This is a genomic window from Paracoccus sp. J55 (genome assembly GCF_000513975.1).
In the GTDB taxonomy this organism is placed as follows: Bacteria; Pseudomonadota; Alphaproteobacteria; order Rhodobacterales; family Rhodobacteraceae; genus Paracoccus.
Genome location: NZ_AZVA01000007.1, coordinates 81464 through 100725 on the forward strand (window position 1 = coordinate 81464; position 19262 = coordinate 100725).

The 19262-nt window shown below is 69.3% G+C and carries 16 protein-coding genes; 14 read left to right on the forward strand and 2 right to left on the reverse strand.

Going from position 1 to position 19262, the window contains the following annotated elements; genetic code table 11:
- Positions 1–112: 112 nt before the first annotated feature.
- The 8 genes from PARJ55_RS0108930 (at position 113) to PARJ55_RS0108965 (ending at position 9327) form a co-directional block, all read left to right on the forward strand.
- The gene (locus PARJ55_RS0108930; protein WP_028712718.1) at positions 113–922 is read left to right on the forward strand and encodes a GNAT family N-acetyltransferase; all 810 of its coding nucleotides are present in this window, start codon (positions 113–115) and stop codon (positions 920–922) included.
- A gap of 14 nt (positions 923–936) precedes the next feature.
- Positions 937–2310: an aspartate aminotransferase family protein gene (locus PARJ55_RS0108935; protein ID WP_028712719.1), complete on the forward strand. Its 1374-nt coding sequence runs from the start codon at positions 937–939 to the stop codon at positions 2308–2310.
- On the forward strand, positions 2310–3221 hold the full coding sequence (locus tag PARJ55_RS0108940) for a glyoxylate/hydroxypyruvate reductase A (RefSeq protein WP_028712720.1): 912 nt from the start codon (positions 2310–2312) through the stop codon (positions 3219–3221). Before PARJ55_RS0108935 ends, PARJ55_RS0108940 begins: the two co-directional genes overlap by 1 nt.
- A 178-nt stretch (positions 3222–3399) precedes the next feature.
- A complete protein-coding gene (locus tag PARJ55_RS0108945) occupies positions 3400–4131 on the forward strand; it encodes an HAD-IA family hydrolase (RefSeq protein ID WP_051416214.1) in 732 nt (243 codons plus the stop codon).
- 55 nt (positions 4132–4186) lie between these two features.
- Positions 4187–5800, forward strand: a complete 1614-nt coding sequence (locus PARJ55_RS0108950) for an ABC transporter substrate-binding protein (RefSeq protein ID WP_028712722.1) — start codon at positions 4187–4189, stop codon at positions 5798–5800.
- Between the two features lie 64 nt (positions 5801–5864).
- Positions 5865–6824: an ABC transporter permease gene (locus PARJ55_RS0108955; protein WP_028712723.1), complete on the forward strand. Its 960-nt coding sequence runs from the start codon at positions 5865–5867 to the stop codon at positions 6822–6824.
- Positions 6824–7672: an ABC transporter permease gene (locus tag PARJ55_RS0108960; RefSeq protein ID WP_028712724.1), complete on the forward strand. Its 849-nt coding sequence runs from the start codon at positions 6824–6826 to the stop codon at positions 7670–7672. The genes PARJ55_RS0108955 and PARJ55_RS0108960 overlap by 1 nt, the downstream gene beginning before the upstream one ends.
- Positions 7672–9327, forward strand: a complete 1656-nt coding sequence (locus PARJ55_RS0108965) for an ABC transporter ATP-binding protein (protein ID WP_028716728.1) — start codon at positions 7672–7674, stop codon at positions 9325–9327. The genes PARJ55_RS0108960 and PARJ55_RS0108965 overlap by 1 nt, the downstream gene beginning before the upstream one ends.
- A gap of 105 nt (positions 9328–9432) precedes the next feature.
- Here the strand turns inward: PARJ55_RS0108965 and PARJ55_RS0108970 are convergent, their stop codons facing one another.
- Entirely contained in the window at positions 9433–9927 is a 495-nt protein-coding gene (locus PARJ55_RS0108970) for an Lrp/AsnC family transcriptional regulator (RefSeq protein ID WP_198019337.1), read from the reverse strand.
- A 155-nt stretch (positions 9928–10082) separates the two neighbouring features.
- On the opposite strand from PARJ55_RS0108970, the gene PARJ55_RS0108975 reads away from it, so the two are divergent.
- Positions 10083–11408: an FAD-binding oxidoreductase gene (locus PARJ55_RS0108975; protein WP_028712726.1), complete on the forward strand. Its 1326-nt coding sequence runs from the start codon at positions 10083–10085 to the stop codon at positions 11406–11408.
- 2 nt (positions 11409–11410) lie between these two features.
- On the opposite strand, the gene PARJ55_RS0108980 is transcribed toward PARJ55_RS0108975, so the two are convergent.
- Positions 11411–12505, reverse strand: a complete 1095-nt coding sequence (locus PARJ55_RS0108980; RefSeq protein ID WP_028712727.1) for an FAD-binding oxidoreductase — start codon at positions 12503–12505, stop codon at positions 11411–11413.
- 100 nt (positions 12506–12605) lie between these two features.
- Between PARJ55_RS0108980 and PARJ55_RS0108985 the strand changes: the two genes are divergently transcribed.
- The 5 genes from PARJ55_RS0108985 (at position 12606) to PARJ55_RS0109005 (ending at position 19186) form a co-directional block, all read left to right on the forward strand.
- Entirely contained in the window at positions 12606–13487 is an 882-nt protein-coding gene (locus PARJ55_RS0108985) for a LysR family transcriptional regulator (RefSeq protein WP_028712728.1), read from the forward strand.
- A 75-nt stretch (positions 13488–13562) separates the two neighbouring features.
- Positions 13563–15596: a hydantoinase/oxoprolinase family protein gene (locus PARJ55_RS0108990; RefSeq protein WP_028712729.1), complete on the forward strand. Its 2034-nt coding sequence runs from the start codon at positions 13563–13565 to the stop codon at positions 15594–15596.
- A gap of 4 nt (positions 15597–15600) precedes the next feature.
- Complete coding sequence (locus tag PARJ55_RS0108995; protein ID WP_028712730.1) at positions 15601–17568, forward strand: hydantoinase B/oxoprolinase family protein; 1968 nt, start codon at positions 15601–15603, stop codon at positions 17566–17568.
- Positions 17565–17864 carry a (2Fe-2S)-binding protein gene (locus PARJ55_RS0109000; protein WP_028712731.1) on the forward strand — a complete coding sequence of 100 codons (300 nt, stop codon included), beginning with the start codon at positions 17565–17567 and terminating at the stop codon, positions 17862–17864. Before PARJ55_RS0108995 ends, PARJ55_RS0109000 begins: the two co-directional genes overlap by 4 nt.
- On the forward strand, positions 17861–19186 hold the full coding sequence (locus tag PARJ55_RS0109005) for an FAD/NAD(P)-binding oxidoreductase (protein WP_028712732.1): 1326 nt from the start codon (positions 17861–17863) through the stop codon (positions 19184–19186). Before PARJ55_RS0109000 ends, PARJ55_RS0109005 begins: the two co-directional genes overlap by 4 nt.
- The last annotated feature ends 76 nt before the right edge of the window (positions 19187–19262 follow it).

The window sequence follows — 19262 nt, forward strand, 5'->3', positions numbered from 1 at the left end:
CATTTTCTGCGGCGGCCGTTCTGCGATCCGCAGGACATGCCGCGCGCCCTTGCCAGTTCGGCAATCCTGCGGGCGCGCCCGTGGCAGGATGGTGCCAAGAAGGACAAAGCGCATGACCACGACCATCACCCCTGCACTTGCCGCCTTTACCCCCGCCCATCTGCCGCAGGCGCTGCGCCTGTCGCAGCAGGCCGGCTGGCCCCACCGGGCCGAGGACTGGGCGCTGACCCTGTCTGTATCCCAGGGCGTCGTGGCGCTGGACGAAGGCCGCGTGGTCGGCACCGCGCTGTGTTCGCCCTTCGGCGCGGTCGCCACGCTGAACATGATCATCGTCGATGCGGCGATGCGCGGGCGGGGCCTGGGCCGCGCGCTGATGGAGGCGATCATCGCCCTGGCCGGCGACCGCGAAATGCGCCTGATCGCCACCGCGGACGGGCTGCCGCTTTACGAAAAACTCGGCTTCCGGGCCAGCGGCCAGATCGTTCAGCATCAGGGCCTTGCTGTCGCAACCGCGCCGGAACGGCCCGTCGCCACCGGCCGTCCCGCCGATATCGACCGGCTCGCCGATGCCGACCGCGCCGCCAGCGGCATGGACCGCGCGTCCCTGTTGCGCGACATCGCCGCCGGCGGCGAGGTCCTGACCTGCGATGCCGGCTTTGCCCTGCTGCGCGATTTCGGCCGCGGCCGCGTGGTCGGGCCGATTGTCGCCCCCGACACCGCCACCGCCCGCGCATTGCTGGCCGAGGCCGCGCGCCGCTGGGAAGGCAGCTTCCTGCGTGTCGATCTGCGCGCGGAACAGGGTCTTGACGGCTTCGCGGCGACGCTGGGCCTTGCCCATGCCGGCGGTGGCACCGCCATGACCCGCAACCCGCGCACCCCAGCCCCCACGACCCAGGCCCTGATCTCGCAAGCCCTGGGCTGAACCCGGAGACCCCCATGCTGAGCAATTCCCTGGCCGAGCTTGACCGCCGGCACCTGATCCACCCGGTTTCGTCCTTTCGCGGGCATGAACAGCGCGGCGTGCGCATCCTGACCGGCGGGCAGGGCGCGACCGTCACCGACAGCGAGGGGCGCACCCTGATCGACGGCTTCGCGGGCCTGTGGTGCGTGAACGCGGGCTATGGCCACGAAAGCATCGTCGAGGCCGCCGCCGAGCAGATGCGCAAGCTGCCCTATGCCACCGGCTATTTCGACCTGGGCGCCGAGGCGCCGATCCGCCTGGCCGCCGCCCTGGCCGAACGCGCCCCGGGCGATCTGAACCACGTCTATTTCACGCTGGGCGGATCGGACGCGGTGGACAGCACCATCCGCTTCATCCGCTATTACTGGCACGCCAAGGGCCAGCCGGGCCGCGACCAGTTCATCTCGGTCGCCAACGGCTATCACGGCTCGACCACCATGGGGGCGGGGCTGACGGCGCTGCCGGGCTTTCACGACGGTTTCGGGGTGCCCTATGACTGGCAGCACAAGATTTCGTCGCATGACCTGTATCGCAACCCGGCGGGCCGCGATCCGCAGGCCGTGACCGAGGCCTCGGTCGCGGAACTGCGGGCGAAGATCGAATCGCTTGGTCCCGACCGCGTCGCCGCCTTCTATGTCGAGCCGATCCAGGGCTCGGGCGGCGTGCTGGTGCCGCCCAAGGGCTGGATCAGGGCAATGCGCGATCTGTGCGCGGAATACGGCGTGCTGTTTGTCGCCGACGAGGTGATCACCGGCTTTGGCCGCACCGGCCCGCTGTTCGCCTGCGAGGACGAGGGCATCGTTCCCGACCTGATGACCACGGCCAAGGGGCTGACTTCGGGCTATGTGCCGATGGGCGCGGTCTTCATGCGCGACCATGTCTATGAGACCATCGCCGACGGCGCGGGGGCCAAGGCCGTGGGCCATGGCTTCACCTATTCCGCGCATCCGGTCAGCGCCGCCGTGGCACTGGAGGTGCTGGCGCTCTATGAAGGCGGGTTGCTGGAAAACGGCCGCCGCGCAGGTGCGCGGTTGCAGGCCGGGCTGGAAAGCCTGCGCGATCATCCGCTGGTGGGCGATGTGCGGGGCAGGGGGATGCTGGCGGCGGTCGAGCTGGTCGTGGACAAGGAGGCCAGGACCCCTCTGCCGCCCGAGGTCCAGCCCGCCACGCGGCTGTTCGACCGGGCCTGGGAACAGGGGCTGATCGTGCGGTCCTTTGCGCAGGGCATCTTCGGCTATGCGCCGCCCCTGTGCTGCACCGAGGACCAGATCGACCAGATCGTCGCCCGCACCCGCAAGGTGCTGGATCTGACGCTGGAAGACCCGGAAATCCGCGCGGTCCTGCGCTGATGGCGCTGCTGCTGCATTCCACCCCCGAACGCGGCGCCGTCTGGGGGCGCATCTTCGCCGAGGCGGGCGAGGGCTTCATCGCCGACGAGGCCAGCGTGACCGACCCCGCGCAGGTCACGCATCTGGCCTGCTGGACGCCGCCCGCCGATCTGGCGCGCTATCCGAACCTGCGCACGGTGATCTGCGTCGGCGCGGGCACCGACCATTTCCCGGCCTTGCCGGAGGGCGTGGCGCTGTCGCGCACCATCGCGCCGGGGATCGAGGCCATGGTGCGCGACTGGGTGGTCATGGCCACGCTGGCGCTGCACCGGGATCTGCCGTTCTATCTGGATCATGCCGCGCGCGGCGAATGGCAGCCCCGCCCGGCGCGGCTGGCGCGCACGCGGCGCGTGGGCATCATGGGCATGGGCCGGATCGGGCGCCTGGCCGCCGCAAGCCTGCAAGCCCTGGGCTTTGCCGTTTCGGGATACAGCCGCTCGGGCAGGCCGGTCGAGGGGATCGAGATCTTCGGCGCGAATCGGCTGGACGCCTTTCTGGCCGGGGCCGATATCCTGGTCTGCCTGCTGCCGCTGACGGACGAAACCCGCGGCCTGATGGGCAGCGGCTTCTTCGACCGGCTGCCGCAGGGCGCGGGACTGGTCCATGCCGGGCGCGGCGCGCAGCTGGACATGGCGGCGCTGCGCCGGGCGCTGGACGGCGGCCGGCTTTCTGCCGCCATGCTGGACGTGACCGACCCCGAACCCTTGCCCGCCGATCACTGGGCCTGGCGCGATCCGCGCGTGCTGATCACCCCGCATATCGCCGCCCATACCGATGCCGAGGAAGGCGCGCGCCACGCCCTGGCCGTCATCCGCGCCGACCGCGACGGACAGCCGGTGCCGGGGCTGGTGGACCGCAGCCGGGGATACTAGGGCGCTCGCGATATGCCGCGCCCCCGCCCAATACGAAAGAATCTGCTGCGCCGGCCGCCCGTTTCGGCGTTTTGCAGCCCCGGAATGGCGCAATCTGGATGTGAGGGGATGTGACGACCCGCGCGTCCGCCGATCTGACCGCCGCGGCCCGCGGCATCTGCGAAAGGAAGCTCACCCCATGGCCACCCTGACGGCGGCAAGACCCCTGGACCGCTTTTCCTATGTCACCTTCGATGTGGTCGGCACGCTGATCGACTTCGAGGGTGCGATCACCGGCGCGCTGGCGACGATCGCGGCCGATGCCGGCATGACCGTCGACGGCGAGGAGGCGCTGGCGGTTTACCGCAACGCCCGCTATCAGCCGGACGCGCTGCGCTTCCCGGACGACCTGGGCCGCTGCTACGGTCGGATCGCGGCAGCGACCGGCCTGCCCGACACGCCGGAAAACCGCCGGTTCATGATCGACGCCGTGGGCGAGGCGCAGCCCTTTCCCGACAGCGTCCAGGCGATGGCCCGGCTGAAGGCGCGCTACAAGCTGATCGCCATGACCAATGCCCGCCGCTGGGCCTTCGAGAAATACGAGGAAAAGCTGGGCAATCCCTTCTGGGCCAGCTTCACCACCGACGATACCGGCACCGAAAAGCCCGATCCGGCCTTCTTCCGGCAGGTCTTCGACTTCGTCGGCAAGAATGGCGGGACCAAGGACGACATCCTGCATACCGCGCAAAGCCAGCACCACGATATCGGCATCTCGCGCCAACTGGGCATGACGAATGCCTGGATCCAGCGCCGCCATGCCCAGAAAGGCTATGGCGGGACCATCGAACCCGCGGAATTCACCGAACCCGACTACCACTTTCACGCACTGATCGACCTGGCCGAGGCCGCCGACAAGGCCTTCGACAACTGACTTCACCCGCCCGAGCGGACACGAGAGCCGCCGGGCAAGCAACAGGGATGACGACATGAAAGACCTCAAGCCGAACAACTGGACGGGCCGCGACGACGCGATGGTCGAGGCCGCAATCCGCCGCGGCGCCTCGCGCCGGGACCTGCTCAAGATGCTGATGGCGTCGGGCGTGGCGCTGTCGGCGGGCGGGTCGCTGCTGCTGCGCGCCGGTCAGGCCGTCGCGCAAACCCCGGTCACGGGCGGGCACCTGAAGGCCGCGGGCTGGTCGGCCTCGACCGCCGACACGCTGGACCCGGCCAAGGCGTCCCTGTCCACCGACTACACCCGCTGCTGCGCCTTCTATAACCGCCTGACCTTCCTCGAGGAGGGCAGCGAGGTGAAGATGGAACTGGCCGAGTCCATCGAGACGACGGACGGCAAGACCTGGCAGATCAGGCTGAAGCCCGACGTGACCTTCCACGACGGCAAGACCTTGACGGCGTCGGACGTGGTCTGGTCGCTCAAGCGCCATCAGGATCCGGCCGTGGGGTCCAAGGCCGCCGCCATCGCCGAACAGATGGCCGAGATCACCGCCGTGGACGACCGCACCGTCAGCATCGTGCTGGCGGCGGCCAATGCCGACCTGCCCACGATCCTGTCGCTGCACCATTTCATGATCCTGGCCGAAGGGACCAGCGATTTCAGCAAGGCCAACGGCACCGGCGCCTTTCTCTGCGAAACCTTCGAACCCGGCGTGCGGTCCATCGGCACGCGCAACCCGAACTACTTCAAGGGCACCGGCCCCTATCTGGACAGCTTCGAATATTTCGCCATCTCGGACAACAATGCGCGCGTCAATGCCGTGCTGTCGGGCGATATCCACCTGGCCGCCGCGATCAACCCGCGGTCGATGCGCATGGTCGAGGGGCAGGGCCATGTCGTCAGCTCGATCTCGACGGCGGGCAACTATACCAACCTCAACATCCGGCTGGACATGGCGCCGGGCGACAAGGCCGACTTCATCGAGGGCATGAAATACCTGATGAACCGCGAGGCCATCGTGAACGGCGTGCTGCGCGGATTGGGCGAGGTCGCCAACGACCAGCCCGTCTCGGCCATGGACCGCTATCACAACCCGAACCTGAAGCCGCGCGAATTCGACCCCGAGCGCGCCAAGGCGCTGTTCGAAAAGGCCGGCGTGCTGGGCCAGGCGATCCCCATCGTCACCTCGGACGCGGCGAACTCGGCCATTGACTATGCCATGGTCGTCCAGCAGGCGGGCGCCCAAGCCGGCATGCCCTTCAAGATCGAGCGCGTGCCGTCCGACGGATACTGGTCGAACTACTGGCTGAAGGCACCGGTCCATTTCGGCAACATCAATCCGCGCCCGACGCCGGATATCCTGTTCTCGCTGCTTTACGCATCCGACGCGCCCTGGAACGAAAGCCATTACAAGTCCGAGAAGTTCGACGCCATGCTGGTCGAGGCGCGCGGCTTGCTGGACGAGGAAAAGCGCAAGGCGATCTATTGGGAGATGCAGGAAATGATCGCGGCCGAGGCAGGCACCATCATTCCCGCCTATATTTCCAACGTCGATGCGCATTCGGCGAAGATGAAGGGCATGCGCCCCAATCCCCTGGGCGGCCAGATGGGCTATGCCTTCGCCGAATATGTCTGGCTGGAGGGCTGACATCCCCACGCCCCGCGCCCCTGTGCAATGCGCGCAGGGGCATCCCCATTGATGGAGGTGTGACATGCTGCGTTCCGCAACCACCTGGATCCTGGTCGGCCAGCGCCTGGGCATCGCGCTCATCACGCTGCTGATCGTGTCCTTCGCAGTCTTCTTCGCGACCGAACTGCTGCCCGGCGACGTGGCCGAGGTGCTGCTGGGTCAGGCCGCAACCCCCGAGGCCGTGGCCGGGCTGCGCACCGCCATGGGCCTGGACGAGCCGGCGATCTGGCGCTTCCTGTCCTGGCTGGGCGGGCTTGCTACGGGTGATCTGGGGATGTCCTATGTCAACAAGATGGCCGTGGCCGACCTGCTGTCGGGGCGGCTGATGAACACGCTGCGCCTGGCGGGCATCGTCACGCTGGTCTGCGTGCCCGTCGCGCTGACCCTGGGCATCGCCGCCGCCATGTGGCGCGGATCCTGGCTGGACCGCCTGGTCTCGGTGCTGACCATCTCCGTCATCTCGGTGCCCGAATTCATGGTGGCGACGCTGGCGGTGCTGGTCTTCGCCGTCTGGCTGGACTGGCTGCCGGCGCTGTCCTTCGGGGTCAATGTGAACAGCATCGGTGACATGCTGCGCGCCTATGCGATGCCCGTCATCTCGCTGTCCTTCGTCGTCTCGGCCCAGATGATCCGCATGACGCGGGCCGCGGTGATCGAGACGATCAACACCCCCTATGTGGAGATGGCGCTGCTGAAGGGAGCGTCGCGGACGCGGATGGTCCTGCGCCACGCCCTGCCCAACGCGCTTGGCCCCATTGCCAACGCGGTGGCGCTGTCCTTGTCCTATCTGGTCGGCGGCGTGATCATCGTCGAGACGGTCTTCAACTATCCGGGCGTGGCCAAGCTGATGGTCGACGCGGTGTCCACCCGGGACCTGCCCCTGATCCAGAGCTGCGCGATGATCTTCTGCATCAGCTATCTGCTGCTGATCACGCTGGCCGATATGATTGCCATTCTCTCCAACCCGAGGTTGCGCCGTTGATGTCCCTTGCTTTGCGCCTTCCGACCCCGGCCCGGCTGGGATATTCCTTCAACTGGGTGGGCCGCATCGGCCTGGCCGTGATCCTGTTCTGGGCGGTGATCGCCATCATCGGCCCCTGGATCGCGCCCTATCCCCCCGGCGACATGGTCGATTTCGACTATTTCGGCCCGATGAGCAGCCAGTTCTGGATGGGCAGCGACTATCTGGGGCGCGACATCCTGTCCCGCATCATCATGGGGACGCGCTATACCGTCGGCATCGCGCTGGCCGCGGTGATGCTGGCCTGCGCGGGTGGCGTGCTTCTGGGCATGATCGCGGCCGTGGTCGGCGGCTGGTTCGACACGCTGCTGTCGCGCTTCCTGGACGCCTTCAACGGCATTCCGCACCTGCTGTTCGGCCTGGTCGTGGTGGCGGCCGTCGGATCCTCGATCCCGATCCTGATCGTGACGCTGGCGGCCATGTATCTGCCGGGCTCCTATCGCTTTGCGCGCGCGCTGGCGGTCAACGTCAACACCATGGATTTCGTCACCGTGGCCCGGGCCCGGGGCGAGGGCTTCGGCCATATCATCCTGCGCGAGATCTTTCCCAACATCCTGGGCCCCGTCCTGGCCGATCTGGGCCTGCGCTTCGTCTTCATCGTGCTGGTGCTGTCGGGCCTGTCCTTCCTGGGCCTTGGCGTGCAGCCGCCCAATGCCGACTGGGGCGCCTTGGTGCGCGAGAACATCGAGGGCCTCAGCCTCGGGGCGCCGGCGGTGATCTTTCCCTCGATCACCATCGCCTCGCTGACCATCTCGGTCAACATGTTCATCGACAACCTGCCCACCCGCATCCGCGACAGGAGCGAATGATGGATCAGCCGCTTGTTTCCGTGCGCGACCTGAAGATCGGCGCCAGGACCGACTCGGGCCGCGAGGTCGAGATCATCAAGGGCGTCAGCTTCGACATCGCCCCGGGCGAGATCGTGGCCCTGATCGGCGAAAGCGGGTCGGGCAAGACCACCATCGCCCTGTCGCTGATGGGCCATGCGCGGCCCGGCTGCGCCATCCAGGGCGGCAGCATCCGCGTGGGCCGCCGCGACGTGACGGCGATGCCCGAGCGCCAGCGCGCCGCCATGCGCGGGACCGAGGTGTCCTATGTCCCGCAATCGGCGGCGGCGGCCTTCAACCCGGCCAAGCGCATCATGGACCAGGTGGTCGAGATCACCGCCATCCACCAGCTGATGCCGCGCGAGCAGGCCGAGGCTAAGGCGCGGCAGCTGTTCCGCGCCCTGGCGCTGCCCGATCCCGACACCATCGGCAGCCGCTATCCGCACCAGGTCTCGGGCGGGCAGTTGCAGCGCCTGTCGGCGGCCATGGCGCTGATCGGCGATCCGGCGCTGGTGATCTTCGACGAACCGACGACCGCGCTGGACGTGACCACCCAGATCGAGGTGCTGCGCGCCTTCAAGTCGGTCATGGACAAGGGCGCCATGGCGGGGGTCTATGTCAGCCACGACCTGGCCGTGGTGGCCCAGATCGCCGACCGCATCATTGTGCTGAAGAACGGCGTGGTGCAGGAGGAGGGCGCGACCGAGCAGATCCTGCACGCGCCGAAGCATCCCTATACCCGCCAGCTTCTGGATGCCTTCGAGCCGGTGCCGCATGTCCCCGTGGCCCGGCCCGACGCGGCCGAGCCGATCCTTGCGGTGCAGGACCTCTGCGCGGGCTATGGCGTGATCCGCGACGGCGTGCCGGCGGCGAAGATCCTGCAGGATGTCAGCTTCCGGCTGGAACGTGGCCGCAACCTGGGCGTGATCGGCGAATCCGGATCGGGAAAGTCGACGCTCGCCCGCGCCATTGCCGGCATTCTGCCCGCCTATCGCGGCAACCTGCTGCTGGACGGCAAGGAACTGGCGCCCGCGCTGCAACAGCGCAGCAAGGACGAATTGCGCCGCGTCCAGATCGTCTTCCAGCTGGCCGATACCGCGCTGAACCCCGCGCAGTCGATCGAGACGATCCTGGCCCGGCCCCTGACCTTCTATCACGGCATGACCGGGGCCGCGCGCAATGCCCGGGTGATCGAGCTTCTGGACATGGTGCGCCTGCCCGGCCACCTGCGCCACCGCCTGCCCTCGGAATTGTCGGGCGGGCAGAAGCAGCGGGTGAATCTGGCCCGCGCCCTGGCCGCCGAGCCCGAGCTGATCCTGTGCGACGAGATCACCTCGGCGCTGGACACCGTCGTCGCGGCGGCCATCCTGGACCTGCTGAAGGAACTGCAGCGAGAGCTGAACCTGTCCTACATGTTCATCAGCCACGACCTGTCCACGGTCGAGGCGATCTGCGACGAGGTCCTGGTGATGCTGAAGGGCCGGGTGGTCGAGGCGCTGCCCGCCGCGCGCATGTCGACCGAGGCCGCGCATCCCTATTCGCGGCTGCTGATCGGCTCGATCCCCCAGCTGGATACCGGCTGGCTGAAGGGGCTGGAGCAGGACCCCGCCCTGATGGCGCAGTTCGCGGGACGGTAGCTGCGACGGGCAAGGGCCCAAGCCTTCGCGGCCAGCTGTCCTGTCCACGGATGCCGCCGGACCGCACAGGCCCGGCGGGCGCCGCCTGTTTCGTCCGGCCGGGCGTCAGGACCGTTCCGCGAATAGCCTGGTCAGCGGGATCTGCGTCTTGACGAAGGGCGTCTTGATGACCACGAAGCTGAAATACTTGTCCACGCCGACGTCGCGGTCGATCAGCGATTCGATGATGTTCTGGTAGTCCACGATCCCCGAGGTCACGAATTTCGCCAGATAGTCGTATCCGCCCGACACCAGATGGCATTCGATGCAGCTGTCGATCTTTTCCAGCGCCTCCTGGAAGCGCGCGAAGTCCGGCGGGCGGTGGTTCTTCAGGGTGAATTCGGTAAAGACGGTCAGCGTCTCGCCCAGCTTCGCCACGTTGATCTGGGCGCTGTAGCCGGTGATGTATCCGGCCTGCTGCAGCTTCTTGACCCGCATCAGGCAGGGCGAGGGGGACAGCGCGACCAGATCGGCCAGCTCGACATTGGTGATGCGGCCGTTCTTCTGCAACTCGGCCAGGATCTTCACATCGATGCGGTCCAGTTTCAGCGGCGGTGCCATTCGATCTTCCTTCCCGTTCCGGGTCCCTTCTGCTGCAATTCGGCCTCGCTGCCAACCGGCTGCGATTCGATAGGAAATGCCGCCGCCGCCGCGAGATGCGGCAGATGCGGCTGGCCACCCGCCGCTAGCCTGCGGTGACACGACCGGAGAACCCCATGCCCGCACCGCTTTTGTCCATCGAGACCGCCGGAGACCCGCCCGCCCGCGCCGATTGCGTCGTGATCGGCGGCGGCATTGTCGGGGTCTCGGCCGCCTATTGGCTGGCCCGCGCCGGGCAAAGCGTGGTGCTGCTGGAAAAGGGCCGCATCGGGGCGGAACAGTCCAGCCGCAACTGGGGCTGGTGCCGGCAGCAGAACCGCGATGCCCGCGAATTGCCCTTGTCCACGCGCAGCCTGGACCTGTGGGAGCAGATGGCCGCCGACCTGGGCCCCGGCATCGGCTTTCGCCGCTGCGGGCTCTTGTATCTGACCGATGACCCCGCCGAGCTGGAAGGCTGGGCCGCCTGGGGCCGCTTCGCGCAAGGCGAAGGCATCGACACGCGGATGCTGTCGGGCCCCGAGGCTGCCGAGCGCGGCCGCGCCACCGGCAAATCCTGGCTGGGCGGCGTCTGGTCGCCCACGGACGGCATTGCCGACCCCGCCAGCGCCGCACCGCTGATCGCGCAGGGCATCGTCAAGCATGGCGGCCATGTGATCCAGTCCTGCGCCGCCCGCGGGCTGGAGCTTGAGGCCGGCCGCGTCGCGGGCGTCGTGACCGAGCGCGGCACGATCCGCACCGGCACGGTGGTGATGGCCGGCGGGGCCTGGGCCGGCAGTTTCCTGCACCAGCTGGGGATCGGCTTCCCGCAAGCCTCGGTGCGCAGTTCGATCCTGTCGGTGATGCCGGGGGCCGAGGGGCTGCCCGATGCCCTGCACACCGCTGCCGTATCGGCCACGCGCCGGGGCGATGGCGGCTATACGCTGGCGATCTCGGGCCGGGCCAATGTGGATCCGACGCCGCGGATGATCGCCGGCGCCAGGCATTTCCTGCCGATGTTCGCGAAACGCTGGCGCGCCCTGCGCCCCGGCGGGCTGCAGGGCTGGGCTGCGGGGTTCGAGACCCGCGCCCGCTGGTCCCTGGATCGCGAAACGCCCATGGAGCGGGTGCGGATTCTCGACCCGCATCCGTCGAAGGCCCTGGTCAGGGAAACGCTGGCCCGCGCCCGCCGCCTGCTGCCCGCATTGCGGGACATTCCCGTGCAGGCCAGCTGGGCGGGCTTCATCGACAGCACGCCCGACGGGGTGCCGGTCATCGACGCGGATTGCGGCCTGCCGGGCCTGGTCCTGGCGGCGGGCCTGTCGGGCCATGGTTTCGGGATCGGGCCGGGGGTCGGGCATCTGGTGGCCGACATGATCCTGGGCCGGACGCCGATCACCGAGATCGCGCAATACCGGCTGGACCGCTTCAAGGGCAGCCAATGGGGCAAGGTGGCGAAATTCTGAGCTCATGCCGCAAAACGCCCGATGTGGAAATCCTCCAGCGGCGTTTCGCAGCGGCCTGTGGCGACCAGTTCCGCCATCGCATCGCCCACGCCGGGGCCCAGCTGGAAGCCGTGGCCGCAGAAACCGAAGGCATGGAACAGCCCCGCCGTGGTGCCCGAGGCGCCCATGACCGGCAGGCCGTCGCGGACATAGCCCTCGGCCCCCGACCATTGCCGGATAACGGCAACATGGCGCAGGGCCGGGCACAGGCGCACCACGGCGCGCAATTGCGCGGGCAGGCGGGCAGGGTCGGCATGGGCGCGGCCATCCGCGCCGACCGCTGCCCGGTCCACCGCGCCGCCAAAGACCACATTGCCGCGTTCGACCTGCCGCAGATAGGCGCCGTGATCCGCCGACCAGACCCCGACGACCGGCAGGATGCGGTGCGGCAGGGGCTCGGTCACGGCCATCTGCGGGCCGCGAACCTCGATCGGCACGGGTTCGCCGAACTGCGCCGCCAGAGCCGCGCCGTGATGGCCCGCGCAGTTGACCAACCGATCGGCATGGAAGGTCCCGCGCGAGGTCTCGACGGTAAAGCCGGGCTTGACGGACAGCACCTGCGCCTGGTCCACCACCTGCACCCCCGCCCGCGCCGCGGCATCGGCAAAGGCCGGCGCGATCAGGCGCGGGTTGGCCGAGCCGTCGCGGGGCGAGAACGACGCGGCGATGGCCTCCGGACCAAGCCCCGGAAAGCGCTGCCGGATCTGGTCCGGGCCCAGCTCTTCGAGATCCAAGCCCCAGGGCCGGGCGTCTTCGGCAAAGCCGCGCATCAGGGCCAGGCCCTCGGGGTCGAAGATCAGCCGCAGATGGCCCGTTGCGCGAAACTCCACGTCGCGGCCCAGCAGCGCCTCCAGCCGGTGCCACAGGGCAAGCGAGCGATGCGCCAGCGGCAATTGCGGCAGGTAGCGCCCGCTGCGCCGGATGTTGCCGAAAGATGCGACGGTCGCCCCGGCGCCGATGCGGCCGGTGTCGATCAGGGTCGCGGCGATGCCCCGGCGCGCCAGGAAGAACGCCGTTGCGCTGCCCATCAAGCCGCCACCCAGAACGATCGCCGACATCCGCGTTCCCCCGAAAATCTTGCCCAAGGGAACGCCCTGGGCCATGAAGGGTCAAGGACGGGTTCTTGGGTGAGCCATAAGTCGAACCTATGGGGTGGTGATGCGGGCCAGGCAGCTTGAGGTGTTCGTGGCGGTGATGCGCGCAGGCTCGATCACCGCCGCGGCGCGGATGCTGAACATCTCGCAACCCGCCCTCAGCCAGGTGCTGCTGCATGCCGAGGACGAATTGGGTTTCGCCCTGTTCACCCGCGAAAAGGGCCGCCTGCACCCTACGCCCGAGGCGCTGGAGCTGTTGCCCGATGCCGAGCGGCTGTTCGGCGGGCTGGAAGGGCTGCGCCGCAAGACCGCCGACCTGCGGCAGGGGCGGGCGGGGCTGGTGCGCATCGCGGCCTCGCCCCCGCCGGCGATGTCCTTCCTGCCGGAGGTGCTGGCCGCCTATCGCAAGGCGCATCCCGACATCCTGGTGCGCGCCCATGTCGCCCCGGTCGCCTCGCTGATCACCATGCTGCGCGCAGGGGATGCCATGCTGGCGCTGGCGCTGGACGACACGATGCCGCCCGATATCGACGTCGAGCCGCTGGGGGGCACGCGGTTTACCTGTCTCTTGCCGCCGGGCCATCCGTTCCTGGACCGCGACGGGCTCAGGCTTGCCGACCTGCAGGATCAGGCATTGATCTCTTATCGCGCGGCGACCCGGCCGCATCACGAATTGTCCCAGGCGGCCCGCGCCCAGGGCCTGCGGTTCGAGCCGGTCCTGGAAATCGACATGTCGATCACCGCCGTCGGCTTCGTGCAGGCGGGGCTGGGGATTGCGGTGGTCGATTCCCTGCTGCCCTGGGCGCAATTCGCGGGCATCCGGCAATGCCCGCTGCTGGACGATGCGGCGCTGCCCCTGTCGCTGCTGACGCTGAAGGGCCGCGTGCTGTCGCGCGCGGAAAGCCTGATGCGGGACACGATCCGAAGGCATAAGCCCGACTTATAGCCCGCGCCGCTTTGCGTCTTGGACGCGGATCGCCGCTTCTGGTTCCATCGCCTCGACCAATGACGGAGTGGCGGAATGGACGGGACCGTAGCGGACTGGAAGATCGGCGTCGATATCGGCGGCACTTTCATGGATTTCTGCGCGCTGGAGGCGACCTCGGGCCGCGTCGCATCGCTGAAGGTGCTGACCACGCCCGACGATCCCGGCGCCGAACTGCTGGAAGGGCTTCGGCTGCTGGCCGAACGCGAGGGGCTGGATCCGGCGACGGTCAGCCGCTTCGTGCACGGCACCACGGTCGGCATCAACACCATCATCCAGCGCAAGGGCGCGCGCCTGGCGCTGATCACCAATGCGGGCTTCGAGGATGTGATCGAGCTCGCCCGGTTGCGGATGCCCGAGATGTATTCGCTGTTCTGCCACCGGCCCGACCCGCTGGTCTCGCGCGACATGATCTTCGGCATCCCCGCCCGGATGCGCGCCGACGGCCGCCAGACCCTCGCCCCCGATGGGGTCGCCATCGCCGATGCCGTGGCCCGCGCCAAGGCCGCAGGCGCCGAGGGGGTGATCGTGGCGCTGCTGCATTCCTGGCGCGACGGTTCGCAGGAGGCCGCCGTCAAGGCGCAGATCGAGGCGCAGGCGCCCGATCTGTTCGTCTTCACCTCGGCAGAGGTCTGGCCGGTGATCCGCGAATACGAGCGCAGCTCGACCGCGATCCTGAACGGCTATGTCCACCCGCGCGTCGCGGGCTATCTGACGGCGCTGGAATCGCGGCTGGCGGGGCAGGGGGTTCCGGCCCGCGCCATGCTGACCAAGTCGAACGGCGGGCTGATGACCGCGGCCGAGGGGCGGCGCGACTGCGTGTCGATGCTGCTGTCGGGCACGGCATCCGGCGTGATCGGCGCAAGCTGGCTGGCCCGTCAGGCCGGCGAGGATCGTATCCTGACGCTGGACATCGGCGGCACCTCGGCCGATTTCGCGCTGATCGTGGACGGGCAGGTGCAGTTCGGATCGGACGAGCTGATCGGCGAGTTTCCGTTGCACATCCCCTCGGTCTCAGTCAGCTCCATCGGCATCGGCGGCGGCTCCATCGCCAGCGTGGACGCGCAGGGGGTGCTGCGCGTCGGGCCGGAATCGGCGGGATCGAACCCCGGTCCGGCCTGCTACGCACGCGGCGGGACACAGGCCACGGTGACGGATGCGATGGCGGTCTGCGGCTGGCTGGGCCACAGCCAGATGGCCTACGGCCAGTTGCAGATGGACGTGGCGCTGGCCCGGCAGGCCGTTGCTGCCTTGGCCGAGCAGCTTGGCCGCAGCCCCGAGGAAACCGCGCAGGCGATCCTCGACATCGCGATTTCCGAGATGTTCGTCGAGGTCGAGAAGCTGTCCTCGCGCGCCGGCGTCGATCTGCGGGATTTCGCGCTGATGCCCTTTGGCGGCGGCGGGCCGATGCTGGGGGCCTTCCTGGCGCGCGAACTGGGGATCTCGCGCGTCATCGCCCCGCGCCGTCCGGGCGTGGTCTCTGCGCTTGGCGGTCTGGTGGCCGATCTGCGCGGCGACTTCATCCGCACGGTCTTTGCCGATCTGGGCGCGGATCTGACCGCGCCGTTCCGGGCGCTGACCGATGACGGTCGCGCCTGGCTGGCCGCCCAGGGCCATCACGGCGCCGCCGATCTGCGCCTGTCCGCCGACATGCGCTATGCCGGCCAGAGCTACGAGATCGAGGTCGATCTGGAACCCGCCTGGCTGAACGATCCCGCCCGCATCGCGCAGGCCTTCCACGCCACGCATCTGCGTCTTTACGATTTCGACGACCCCGAGGGCCGGATCGAGATCGTGAACCTGCGCCTGTCCGCCATCGGTGCCGGGCCGAAGCCCGAATTTCCGACAGAGACGGGCGATCCCGCCCCCGCCCGGCCCGCGCGCCATGTGCCGGTGCATCTGGGGGCGTGGCAGGAGATCCCGCTCTATGACCGCGCGGACCTGACGGGGGGCGCAAGTTTCCACGGCCCCGCCATCGTCGCGCAGGAAGACACCACCTTCGCCATCCCCGAAGGCGCGACGGCCCGGGTGGACGACCACCTGAACATCCACCTGAGCTTTGCGGAGTAAGCCCATGTTCGACAAGATGACGCTTCAGGTCCTGGCCAACCACGCCCGCGCGGCGGCCGAGAACATGGCCCATACGCTGCACCGCACCGCTCATTCCGCCTTCGTCAAGGAAACGCAGGACTTCACCGTCATGCTGATGGACAAGGGCGGCGACACCTTCGCGGTGCCGATGGACCTGGGCGCGACCTGGTATCCGGGCCTGACCTATGGCCGGGCCATCGCCATGGTGGACGATTACCGCCCCGGCGACGTGGCCTTCACCAACGACCCCTATTCCGGCCATGTCGCGACCCATGCCCCCGACACCCACCTGTGGAAGCCGGTCTTCGCGGATGGCGAGATCGTCGCCTGGACCGGCGGGCATATCCACAACACCGACATGGGCGGCGCGGTGCCGGCGTCCCTGTCCCGGTCCCTGACCGAGATCCACCAGGAAGGCATCCGCTTTCCGCCGATGAAGCTGGTGAACGAAGGCGTCTTCGACGAGCAGATCCTGCGGATCATGCAGACCAATGTCCGCAAGCCCGCGCTGAACATCGGCGACATCAAGGCGCTTGTCGGCGCGCTGAACACCGGCGAGCGCAAGGTGCACCAGATGATCGCCCGTTTCGGCAAGCAGGGCTTCGTCCAGGGCGTCGCGGCGCTGAAGGACCAGGCCGAGGCGCAGGCCCGCGACATCCTGCGCGCGATCCCGGACGGGGATTACCATTTTGCCGATTACGCCGACGAGGACAGCGACCAGGCCAATCCCTGCCGGCTGAACCTGACCCTGAAGATCCGCGGCGACAGCGCGGTGCTGGATTTCACCGGATCGGACCCGCAGCTTGGCAGTTCGCTGAACGTGCCCTCGGGCGGGGATCCGCGCCATACCATGCTGCTGGTGGGGGTCTATTACGTCCTCTATACGCTGAACCCGCGCATCCTGCTGAACACCGGGCTGACGCGGCCCTTCACCTGCATCGCGCCGGAAGGCACGGTGCTGAACCCGGTCGCGCCCGCCGCCGTGGGGATGCGGTCGCTGACCTGCGCGCGGTTGCGGTCGGTGATCTTCGGGGCATTCTCGCAGGCCATTCCCGACCGGATGCCCGCCGCGCCCGCCGGCAACAACTGCATCATCAACGTGATGACGCGGGACGAGCGCACGCAGAAGACGGTCATCGCCGCCGTGAACCCGGTGGTGGGCGGCGGCGGCGGCATGCCCTGGCGCGACGGCACCAACGGCTCGGGCGCGGACGCGGCCTATCTGAAGAACACTCCCATCGAGATCACCGAGACCGAGGTGCCGGTGGAATTCGTCCGCTATGGCCTTGCGCAGGACAGCGGCGGGGCCGGACGCTGGCGGGGCGGGCTGGCCACCGAGATGGCCTTCCGCGTCTTCGCCCCCGACAGCCGCATCACCGCGCGCAACCGCGACCGCAGCCTCTTCCGCCCCTGGGGGATCCTGGGCGGCAAGGCTGCGGGCCTGGCCGAGATGATCGTGAACCCCGGCACGCCCGAGGAACGGCGCACCGGGTCCGCCGATACCGCGATCCTTGGCCCCGGCGATGTGCTGATGATCCGTTCCGCCGGCGGCGGCGGGCGTGGCAACCCCTTCGAGCGCGAGGTCTGGCGTGTCGAGCAGGATGTGGCGCGGGGCTATGTCTCGGCCGATGCGGCGCGGCGCGATTACGGCGTGGTCGTCGGCGATGCCGATGCCACGGCGGCGCTGCGGGCGCAGGCGACGGAACATCAGGGGCATTTCCATTTCGGCCCCGAACGCGACGGCTTCGAGGCGCGCTGGACCAGCGCCGCCTATGAGGCCCTGACGGCGATCCTGACGGCGCTGCCGATCCACTGGCGCTTCTTCGCCAAGACCGAGATCTTCCGCCGCATGGAGGGCAACGGCCCCGAGGCCGTGCACCGCGCCTTCGATGCCGTCTGCGCGCGTTTCCCCGACCTGCCGCGCCCGGCCCTTGCGCAGGCCGCGGAATGAGCGGGCAACTGGTCCGGCTGGCCGAGACGGGGCGCGCGCCGGTGGCGTTCCGTTTCGACGGGCGGGACATGACCGGGCTGATGGGCGACACGGTGCTGACCGCGATCCTGACCGGCGCCGGATCGCTGCGCCCGGCCGAGTTCGGGCCGGAGCGGCGCGCGGGCTTCTGCCTGATGGGCGCCTGCCAGGATTGCTGGATCTGGGCCGAGGACGGCTCGCGCCTGCGCGCCTGCTCGACGCCCCTTGCGGCGGGGATGCGGCTGCTTTCCGAGGCGCCGCAAGGGTGGCCCGCATGACGCGGGTGCTGGTCGTCGGCGCCGGGCCTGCGGGCATCCGCGCGGCGGAGCGGCTGGTCCGCGCGGGCCTGCGCCCGGTCGTGGTGGACGAAGCTGCGCGGGCCGGCGGCCAGATCTATCGCCGCCCGCCCGAAGGCTTCACCCGCCCGCCGGAAAAGCTCTATGGCTCCGAGGCCGGGAAGGCGCGGGCGCTGCACGCGCTGTTCGACGCCATGGTGGCGACGGGGCAGGTGGATTATCGCCCGCAATCCGCGGTCCATGCGATCCGCGACGGGGTGGCGCATGTCGGTGCGGCACGCATTCCCCATGACCGGCTGATCCTGGCGACGGGGGCCACCGATCGCCTGGTCCCGGTGGATGGCTGGCAGCGTGCCGGGGTCTATTCCCTGGGCGCGGCGCAGATCGCGCTGAAGGCGCAGGGCGTGGCCATCGGGCGGCAGATCGTGCTGGCAGGATCGGGGCCGCTGCTGACCCTGGTGGCGACGCAGCTGCTGGCGGCGGGGGCAGGGGTCGCGGCGGTGCTGGACACCTCGTCCCTGGCGACGCAGATGCGGGGCGGCATCGGCATGGCCCTGGCCCGCCCGGCGGTGACGGCGCGGGGGCTGGCGATGCGGGCGCGGCTTGGGCGGCTTTATCACGCCGGCGTCCGGCTGGAACGGATCGCCGCGGATGCGGTGCATTGGCGCGATGGCAGGGGCCGGGCGCAGGTCACGGAATGCGACGCGGTGGCGCTTGGCTGGCACCTGCGGGCGGAAACGCAACTGGCCGACCTGGCGGGCGCGCGCTTTGCCTGGTCCGACACCTGGGCCCAATGGCTGCCGGTCGCGGATGAGATGGGCCGGGCGGGGCCGGGCCTCTATCTGGCCGGCGACGGTCTGCGCATCCTGGGCGCGGATGGCGCCGAGGTCGCGGGTGCCCTGGCCGCCAATGCCTGCCTGACCGACCTGGGGATCGCCACGCCCGGCACGCGCGCGCTGCTGCGCCGCGCCCGGCGGCTGCACCGCTTCGCCGCCGCGATGGCGCGGGCCTTTCCCTGGCCTTCGGGCCAGCTGGACGCGCTGCCCGATGCGGCTGTCCTGTGCCGCTGCGAGGGGATCACCCTGGGACAGATGCGCGATGCCGCAGGCCTGGGCGGGGCCGAGGCCAATCGCGTGAAGTCCCTGGGCCGCATCGGCATGGGCCGCTGCCAGGGCCGCTATTGCCAGCTTGCCGCCGCCGCGCTGATCGCCCGCCACGCCGGTCTTGCCCCGCAGGAGGTGGGCCGGCTGCGCGGCCAGCCCCCGGTGCGCCCGGTGCCCGTCGGCGCGTTGCTGGAGGAGTGACAGCATAATCTTCCGTGCCTCGGTGCGGCACGGTGATTTCTGCTGCCCGACGCGCCCCTTCGGCAGCTTTCGCCGG

Bases quoted from the DNA above. Each gene is read 5' to 3' on its own strand.
- PARJ55_RS0108985 (WP_028712728.1), top strand. From the start codon at position 12,606: ATGCGGGCCAGGCAGCTTGAGGTGTTCGTGGCGGTGATGCGCGCAGGC.
- PARJ55_RS0108955 (WP_028712723.1), top strand. From the start codon at position 5,865: ATGCTGCGTTCCGCAACCACCTGGATCCTGGTCGGCCAGCGCCTGGGC.
- PARJ55_RS0108945 (WP_051416214.1), top strand. From the start codon at position 3,400: ATGGCCACCCTGACGGCGGCAAGACCCCTGGACCGCTTTTCCTATGTC.
- PARJ55_RS0108980 (WP_028712727.1), bottom strand. From the start codon at position 12,505: ATGTCGGCGATCGTTCTGGGTGGCGGCTTGATGGGCAGCGCAACGGCG.
- PARJ55_RS0108995 (WP_028712730.1), top strand. From the start codon at position 15,601: ATGTTCGACAAGATGACGCTTCAGGTCCTGGCCAACCACGCCCGCGCG.
- PARJ55_RS0108960 (WP_028712724.1), top strand. From the start codon at position 6,824: ATGTCCCTTGCTTTGCGCCTTCCGACCCCGGCCCGGCTGGGATATTCC.
- PARJ55_RS0109005 (WP_028712732.1), top strand. From the start codon at position 17,861: ATGACGCGGGTGCTGGTCGTCGGCGCCGGGCCTGCGGGCATCCGCGCG.
- PARJ55_RS0109000 (WP_028712731.1), top strand. From the start codon at position 17,565: ATGAGCGGGCAACTGGTCCGGCTGGCCGAGACGGGGCGCGCGCCGGTG.
- PARJ55_RS0108930 (WP_028712718.1), top strand. From the start codon at position 113: ATGACCACGACCATCACCCCTGCACTTGCCGCCTTTACCCCCGCCCAT.
- PARJ55_RS0108975 (WP_028712726.1), top strand. From the start codon at position 10,083: ATGCCCGCACCGCTTTTGTCCATCGAGACCGCCGGAGACCCGCCCGCC.
- PARJ55_RS0108950 (WP_028712722.1), top strand. From the start codon at position 4,187: ATGAAAGACCTCAAGCCGAACAACTGGACGGGCCGCGACGACGCGATG.
- PARJ55_RS0108940 (WP_028712720.1), top strand. From the start codon at position 2,310: ATGGCGCTGCTGCTGCATTCCACCCCCGAACGCGGCGCCGTCTGGGGG.
- PARJ55_RS0108990 (WP_028712729.1), top strand. From the start codon at position 13,563: ATGGACGGGACCGTAGCGGACTGGAAGATCGGCGTCGATATCGGCGGC.
- PARJ55_RS0108970 (WP_198019337.1), bottom strand. From the start codon at position 9,927: ATGGCACCGCCGCTGAAACTGGACCGCATCGATGTGAAGATCCTGGCC.
- PARJ55_RS0108965 (WP_028716728.1), top strand. From the start codon at position 7,672: ATGGATCAGCCGCTTGTTTCCGTGCGCGACCTGAAGATCGGCGCCAGG.
- PARJ55_RS0108935 (WP_028712719.1), top strand. From the start codon at position 937: ATGCTGAGCAATTCCCTGGCCGAGCTTGACCGCCGGCACCTGATCCAC.